Here is a 6,997-nt window from a genome sequence, read left to right as displayed (position 1 = left end):
CCGGCACGCCGGTGCGCTCCCACGCCGCGGCGGGCGGCATCCCGCGCCGGTGCCGGGCCCGCCCGCCGGCCGCGCTAGCCGTCCGCCTGCTGCAGGACCAGTCTGCCACCCTGCCGGCGGGCCTCGACCCGGCCCGGCAGGTTCAGCGGGCGCTGGCCGCGCCAGGCGGTGATCAGCCGGTCGGTCTCCTCGATGTGCCGGGCGAACAGCGAGCCGGCCGGCGCACCGGCGGCGATCGCGGCGCTGCGCAGCACCCGGCGGCGCACGGCGGGCGGCAGTTCGCGCAGGGCCGCGACGTCCAGCGTGCCGTCCGGGCGGGTGACCTCGCGCTGCGCCCGCTGCGCCCAGGCGTCCAGGGCGTCGGCGTCGTCCCGGGAGAGCCGGGCGGTGCGGGCCAGGGCCTCCACCACGCCGCGGCCGAGGGCCTTCTCCAGCACGGGCAGGGCTTCGTGGCGCACCCGGGAGCGGGCGTAGGCGGGGTCGGTGTTGTGCGGGTCGTCCCAGACCGGCAGGCCCTGTTCGGCGCAGGCGGTGCGGGTGGTCCGGCGGTCGAGCCGGAGGAACGGCCGCCGGTAGCGGCGCGCCGCCGCGCCGGGCGGGAGACCCGGTCCGGCACCGGGTCCGGCACCGGGTGCGGGAGCCGGGACGGCCGGGGCGGGCGGGCCGGCGGTGCCGGCAGGGGCGGCGGAGACGGCGGGGGCGGCGGACGCGGCCGGGCTGGCGGAGACGGCCGGCATGCCGGCCAGCGAGCGGATGCCCGAGCCCCGGGCCAGGCCCAGCAGCACCGTCTCCGCCTGGTCGTCGCGGGTGTGGCCGAGCAGCACCGCGACCGCGCCGTGGCGCTCCGCGGCCCGGTCCAGGGCGGCGTAGCGGGCGGTGCGGGCGGCGGCCTCGGGCCCTCCGGCGCGGCCCACCGTCACGGCGGCGATGCCGACCGGGTCCAGGCCCATGGCGGTCATCCGGTCGGCCACTTCGCGGGCCCGTTCCGCCGAGCCGTCCTGCAGGCCGTGGTCGACGGTGATGCCGCCGGCGCGCAGGCCGAGGCGGGGGGCTTCGAAGGCGAGGGCGGAGGCGAGGGCCATGGAATCCGCGCCGCCCGAGCAGGCGGCCAGGATCAGCGGGGAAGGCGCCGGGGGCAGGGCCCGCGGAGTGCCGGAGGCCGGGTCACCGGCGGCCGGGGCGGCGGCGGGAGGCCGCAGGTCGTCGAGGATCTCGTGCAGAACGCGGCGGACGGCCAGGCGTATTGCCGCGACCGTGGGGTGGGGACCCATGTCCGATCACTTCCTAGGACACTCGGGGGATCACTCTGGGTGATCTGAGGGGAACTCTGGAGCCACCGTCACGCGGACCAGCGGAGTCGCGTCACGCTGAGTGCGTTCATGGTGACAGAGGCGGGCTGCTCCCCGAGCATTGCACGCCCTGCGAGGCTTGATGGTCCCTCGTAAGAGTGATGATGAGGCGTTGGGCGTGCCCGGCGAAAGGGTTCGCGCCAGGATTCGCCGCTAGCCGGCGGCGGGCCGCACCCGTGCGACCCATGCAGCGGGTTTGGCGATCTCCTCCTTGGTGGGGAGGGTGTTGGGCGAGGTCCAGACCTTGTTGAAACCGGACATGCCCGCCTCCTCCACCACGGCGCGGACGAACCGCTCCCCCTCCTGGTACTGGCGCAGCTTGGCGTCCATGCCCAGGACGCGGCGCAGCGCCCGGTCCAGGCGGCCGGCACCGGTCTGACGGCGGCGGGTGAACTTCTCGCGGATCTCCGCCACGGTGGGCACCACCTGCGGGCCGACGCCGTCCATGACGTAGTCGGCGTGGCCCTCCAGCAGGGACATCACGGCCGTGAGGCGGTCCAGGATCTCGCGCTGGCGGGGCGTCTGCACCAGGTCCACCAGGGAGCTCCGGCCGGCCGGGGCGGGCGGCGGCTGTTCCGTGCCGTTGCGCTGCTCGTCGCGGCCGGAGAGGGACTGCACGGCCTGCCGGAACCGCTCCATCAGGGTGGCCGGGTCGACGTCCGCCTCGGCCAGGAACGCCTGGATCTCGCCCTCCAGGTGGTCGCGCAGCCAGGGCACGGCGGCGAACTGGGTGCGGTGGGTCTCCTCGTGCAGGCAGACCCACAGCCGGAAGTCGTGCGGGTCGACGTCGAGCTCCCGCTCCACGTGGACGATGTTGGGGGCGACCAGCAGCAGCCGGCCGCCGCCGTCCGGGGCGCCGGGCAGGGCGGGGGTGGCCGGGGCGAAGGTCTCGTACTGGCCGAGCACCCGGGAGGAGAGGAAGGACATCAGCATCCCGACCTCGACGCCGGTGACCTTGCTGCCGACCAGGCCGAGCGCGGTGCCGCCGGGCGTGGCGGCGCGCCGCTCGCGGGCCTTGCGCAGCATGGGGCGCAGCAGCTCGCGGAAGCCGGCCACATTGGCCTTGATCCAGCCGGGGCGGTCCACCACCAGCACCGGGGTGTCCGGGCCGGTGGAGTGCATCGTGGTGAATTCGCGCACGTGCTCCTGGGATGCCGCGGCGTGCCGCCGCAGCTCGGCCACCACGTCCCGTGCCTGGTCCCGGGTGACCTCGGGGCCGGGCCGGGTGATGCGGGCCGCGGTGGACACCGCGAGATTCCAGTCGACCAGCTCCGTACCACCGAGTCGCGTCATGCTCTCCACGGTACGTGCCCGGCGGCAGAACCGGATAGGCCGGCCTTTCCCGCGCCCCGCGCCCGGGGCCGCCGCCCGGCCGCCGCCCGCCCGCCGGGGCGGCGCGGGCGGACCGCCGGGGGTCAGGGGCAGCCGCAGGTGAGGAGGGTGCCGGCGGTGGTGTCGAGGGCGGCCTCGGCGGCGCTGGGGGAGGCCGTGCCGTGCGCCAGGAAGGCGAAGGCCAGGACCCGGCCGTCGGCGTCCACCGTGGTGCCGGCGAGCGCGTTGACGCCGGTCAGGGTGCCGGTCTTGGCGCGGATCAGGCCGCCGCCGTGCTCGTCGTAGCGGTGGCGCAGGGTGCCGTTGAAGCCGGCGACCGGCATGCCGGTGAGCACCGGGCGCAGTTCCGGACGGTCCGGAGCGGCGGCCAGCGCCAGCAGCCGGGCGAGCAGCCCCGTGGTGAGCCGCCCGTTGCGGTCCAGCCCGCTGGCGTCGGCGATCCGCAGCCCCTCGGTGGGCAGGCCCAGCCCGGCGAGCCGGCCGGTCAGCGCCCGGGACACCCCGGCCAGGTCCAGCGGGAGGCCGTCGGCCGCCGCGACCTGGCGGCCGAGGGATTCGGCGAGGTCGTTGTCGCTGTGCGTCAGGGCCCGCTCGACCAGGACCGCGACCGGCTCGGAGCGGTGCACGGCGAGCTCCGGCGCGCCGTCCGGCGCGGTGCGCGGCGCGGCGGAGGAGCCCTTGACCGTGATGCCCGCGTCGGTGAGCGCGGCCACGAACTCCCCTCCGGCCTCGGCCGCCGGGTCGGCCGCGCGCGGTGCCGGCCCGTGCGTGGAGCCGTCCAGCCGACCGCCGTTCACGGTGAGGGAGGTGAGCGGGGAGATGTTGTCGTTGACCCCGATGGGGTGGTGGGTCTCGGGGCCGCTGAACCGGCCCGCGTCGTAGCCGACGCCGACCGCGCCGATGCCGCGGCCGGCCAGCGCGCGGGCGGTGGCCCGGGCCAGAGCGGCGAGGTCCTCGGAGCCGAGGGTGGTGTCGCCGCCGCCGACCAGCACGACCCGGTTGTTCGGCTCGTCGTACACCACCCGGGTGGTGAGCCGGTGCTCCGGGCCGAGGGCGGTCAGCGCGGCGGCTCCGGTGACCAGCTTCATGGTGGAGGCGGGCGGCGCGGCGCCGGTCCCGGTGGTGAAGAGTTCGCGGCCGGTGGCCACGTCGAGCACGGTGGCCGCCACGCCGGTGCCGAGCGCGGGGTCGTCGAGCAGCGGCTGGAGCAGGCCGGCGAGTGCGGCCGAGGGGCCGGCGGCGGGCTCCGGGCCGGAGCCGCCGGAGTCCGCCGGGCCGTCCTCGGGCAGCGGGGTCAGTACGGGGCCGGCCATCGGTTCCGGGATGCCGCCCGCGGCGGCCTCCCGGTCGCCCTTGGCGTCGGCGGTGGTGCCGGCCGTGCCGCCGGCCGCCCCGGCGGCGGTGGTGCCGTGGCGTTCTGCGGTCAGCTCGGCGGCCCGGGTGTGTTCCGCGGTGCGGCGGCCGGACTCCCACGGCCCGGCCAGGCCGATCGTCACCACCGAGATCAGCAGCCCGGCCAGGGTGGCGTACAGGGTGATCCGCCACACCCCGGCATGGCGGCGCAGCGAGCCGGCGGCCGGCGCCACCACGGCCCGGTGCAGGCGGCGGGCGTGCGGGCGGAGGAAGCGGGCGGCGGGCCGGACGGCGGGCTGTACGGCGCTCCGGTGGGCGGCCCGGGCGAAGCGGGCGGAGCGGCGGAGCAGCCGGGCGGCGGGCGGCACCGCCCGTTCCCGGACCCGGCGCACGGCCGGATGGCGGGCCGCCCGCCGCCAGACCCCCCGGGACCGCCGAAGCATCCGCGTCACCGCCTCGCGCACCTGAACACCAGCCCCTTTCGCGAGCACACCCCTGCGTAGGGGACACTTAATCACCCTGTCCCTGGTCCCTACGCCTGAGGAGCCTCCCGTGGAGTTCGACGTCACCATCGAGATCCCGAAGGGGTCGCGGAACAAGTACGAGGTGGATCACAAGACCGGACGTATCCGCCTGGACCGCCACCTGTTCACGTCCACGGTGTACCCGGCCGACTACGGTTATGTGGACGACACCCTGGGCGAGGACGGCGACCCGCTGGACGCGCTGGTGCTGCTGGACGAGCCGACCTTCCCCGGCTGCATCATCAAGTGCCGGGTGCTCGGCATGTTCCGGATGCGGGACGAGGCCGGCGGCGACGACAAGCTGCTGTGCGTGCCCGCCTCCGATCCCCGCATGGAGCACCTGCGCGACATCCACCATGTGAGCGAGTTCGACCGGCTGGAGATCCAGCACTTCTTCGAGGTGTACAAGGACCTGGAGCCCGGCAAGTCGGTGGAGGGCGCCAACTGGGTCGGCCGGGTGGAGGCCGAGGCCGAGATCGAGCGTTCCATCAAGCGTCTCGCCGACGCGGGCGGCAACCACCACTGAGCCCGGCCGGTACCGGTGCCGGTGCCGGTACCGCGTCCGCCGCGGGCCCTGCGGCCCGGTCCCCGCACGGCCGTCCCGCTCCGCCGCGTCCCGCGCGGAGCGGGGGGCATGACCCGCGTGCGGCGGGGGCGGCTCAGAAGCCGCGGGTGCGCTTGGCGCCGCGGCGCGGGGCGGCGGTCTCCAGCCGGCCGGGCGCGCCGATGAACAGCCGGGCCAGTTCACTGCCGAGGTTGACGCCGACCGCGATGGCCAGGGCCAGGGTGGCGGCGCGCAGCAGATTCTGGACGCCGGTGTCCACATCGCCCTGGGCCAGCCCCAGCAGGCCGAAGTAGAACGCGCCGCCGGGCAGCAGCGGCCCGATGGCGGCCGTGATGTAGGGCAGGGAGGACGTCAGCCGGTAGCGGGCCAGCAACTGGCCGAACAGGCCGACCAGGCCCGCTCCCACCGCGGTCGCCGCGAACGGCGACAGGTTCCCCACGTCGACCATGGCGCCGTACACCACCCAGGCCACGCCGCCGTTCAGACTGGCCACCAGTACGGTGTGACGTTCCTGCTGGAGCAGCACGCAGAAGGACAGCGACAGCACCACGGCCGCGGCGAGCTGGATCAGCGGCCTGGTCCGCACGTCGATCGCCTCGGGATTGAGCGAGACCCCGGACAGCTCCCCGAAGTAGAGGACGGCCAGCACCCCGGTGGTGATCCCGGTCATGAGGTAGAAGACCTCCAGCAGCCGGGCGGAGGCGGTGATGTAGAAGCCGGTGAGCCCGTCCTGCACGGCGGCCACCAGCGCCCGGCCGGGGAACAGCGCGAACAGCCCGCCGGTGATCACCGCGGCGGCGCGCACCAGTTCGTTGCGGTCCGGCTCGCCGGTGGCGGCCAGCAGCACCCCGGTCACGGCCGGGCAGGTGGCGGCGGCCAGCAGCTGGTAGAACTCGGGCAGTCCGCGTCCGGACAGCGCCCAGGCCAGCCGGTCACCGGCCAGCGCGCCCAGCACCGCCAGCAGGAACACCTCCCAGCGGCCCCCGACCAGCACGCTGGCCGCGCCGGCCAGCAGCCCGGAGGCGGCCGAGAGCTGCCAGGTGGCATAGGGGTGGCGGTTGCGGCGGATCTCCGCCAGCCGCCCGTAGGACTCCTCCAGCGTGACCCGGCCGGCGGTGATGTCGTCGACCAGCCGGAAGACCCCGGCCAGCCGGGTGTAGTCGGTGCCGCGGCGCCGCACGATCCGGCTCAGCGACACCGGGTCGTCCACCAGGGACGGCTGGTGGGTGATGGAGATCAGGGTGAAGGTGACGGTCGCCTCGCAGCGGTCCAGGCCGTGCGCGTGGGCGATGGCGAACATCGCGGTCTCCACGTCCTCCGCGCCCTCCCCGCTGGCGAGCAGCAGCTCGCCGATCCGCAGGGTGAGGTCCAGGATTCGGGGCACGGGGACCGTGTACTCGCCCTCGGAGCCGCGCGCCCTGGTCTCCGGGGCGGGGCGCTCGCCGACGGGCAGCCGCACCATGCTGCGCATCCGGTCCTGCCAGGGCAGCCGCTTGTTGAGCACCACGGCGGGTATGCCCTCGGGCGGGGTGAAACCGGCGCCGCGGGGGTCGGCGGCCGGGCCGGGGGAGGCCGCGGCGGCCGGGCCGGGCGGCTGCGGCGCGGGCGGGGTGACGCCCTCGGGCACGGCGAAGCCGGAGTGCGCCTCCTCCCCGGGCCCGGGCAGGGGTCCGGTGCCGGCCGCGGCGGGCGGCGGCACGGACAGGCCCTCGGGCACGACGAAGCCGGGTCCGGGTTCACCGGCGGCGGTCCCGGACGGCCCGGACAGCCCGGACGGCCCGGACGGCCCGGACGGCTCCTGCGGTTCCGGCGGGGTGCCGGGCACGGCGAAGCGGGAGCCGGGGGGCGGCGGCGTCTCCCGGCCGCGCCGGCGG

General features: G+C 76.5%; 5 protein-coding genes. 1 reads left to right on the top strand and 4 read right to left on the bottom strand.

Annotation, left to right across the window (positions count from 1 at the left end):
- Positions 1 to 74: 74 nt before the first annotated feature.
- The 3 genes from tilS to dacB all read right to left on the bottom strand — a co-directional run bounded on the left by tilS (position 75) and on the right by dacB (position 4,477).
- Positions 75 to 1,139, bottom strand: a complete 1,065-nt coding sequence (gene tilS, locus GQS09_RS25830) for a tRNA lysidine(34) synthetase TilS (protein WP_399552605.1) — start codon at positions 1,137 to 1,139, stop codon at positions 75 to 77.
- A 363-nt stretch (positions 1,140 to 1,502) separates the two neighbouring features.
- Positions 1,503 to 2,642 (bottom strand): zinc-dependent metalloprotease, encoded by a 1,140-nt coding sequence (locus GQS09_RS25825; RefSeq protein ID WP_165989961.1) that lies wholly within the window; start codon positions 2,640 to 2,642, stop codon positions 1,503 to 1,505.
- 122 nt (positions 2,643 to 2,764) lie between these two features.
- Positions 2,765 to 4,477, bottom strand: a complete 1,713-nt coding sequence (dacB, locus tag GQS09_RS25820) for a D-alanyl-D-alanine carboxypeptidase/D-alanyl-D-alanine-endopeptidase (protein WP_165989964.1) — start codon at positions 4,475 to 4,477, stop codon at positions 2,765 to 2,767.
- Positions 4,478 to 4,586: 109 nt separating this feature from the next.
- Here dacB and GQS09_RS25815 point away from each other — a divergent pair, with 109 nt between their 5' ends.
- On the top strand, positions 4,587 to 5,084 hold the full coding sequence (locus GQS09_RS25815; RefSeq protein ID WP_165989960.1) for an inorganic diphosphatase: 498 nt from the start codon (positions 4,587 to 4,589) through the stop codon (positions 5,082 to 5,084).
- A 133-nt stretch (positions 5,085 to 5,217) separates the two neighbouring features.
- Here GQS09_RS25815 and GQS09_RS25810 read toward each other — a convergent pair whose 3' ends face one another.
- On the bottom strand, positions 5,218 to 6,891 hold the full coding sequence (locus GQS09_RS25810; protein ID WP_165989963.1) for a threonine/serine exporter family protein: 1,674 nt from the start codon (positions 6,889 to 6,891) through the stop codon (positions 5,218 to 5,220).
- Positions 6,892 to 6,997: the final 106 nt, after the last annotated feature.

Source organism: Streptomyces sp. YIM 98790, from assembly GCF_011421595.1.
GTDB lineage: Bacteria > Actinomycetota > Actinomycetes > Streptomycetales > Streptomycetaceae > Streptomyces.
The sequence above is the reverse complement of the archived record's forward strand: the minus strand, read 5'-3'. Positions and strand labels throughout refer to the sequence as shown.

What these genes read in the sequence shown, in the direction of transcription:
- GQS09_RS25825 (WP_165989961.1), bottom strand. Translation starts at nt 2,642, where the DNA reads ATGACGCGACTCGGTGGTACGGAGCTGGTCGACTGGAATCTCGCGGTG.
- dacB (WP_165989964.1), bottom strand. Translation starts at nt 4,477, where the DNA reads ATGCTTCGGCGGTCCCGGGGGGTCTGGCGGCGGGCGGCCCGCCATCCG.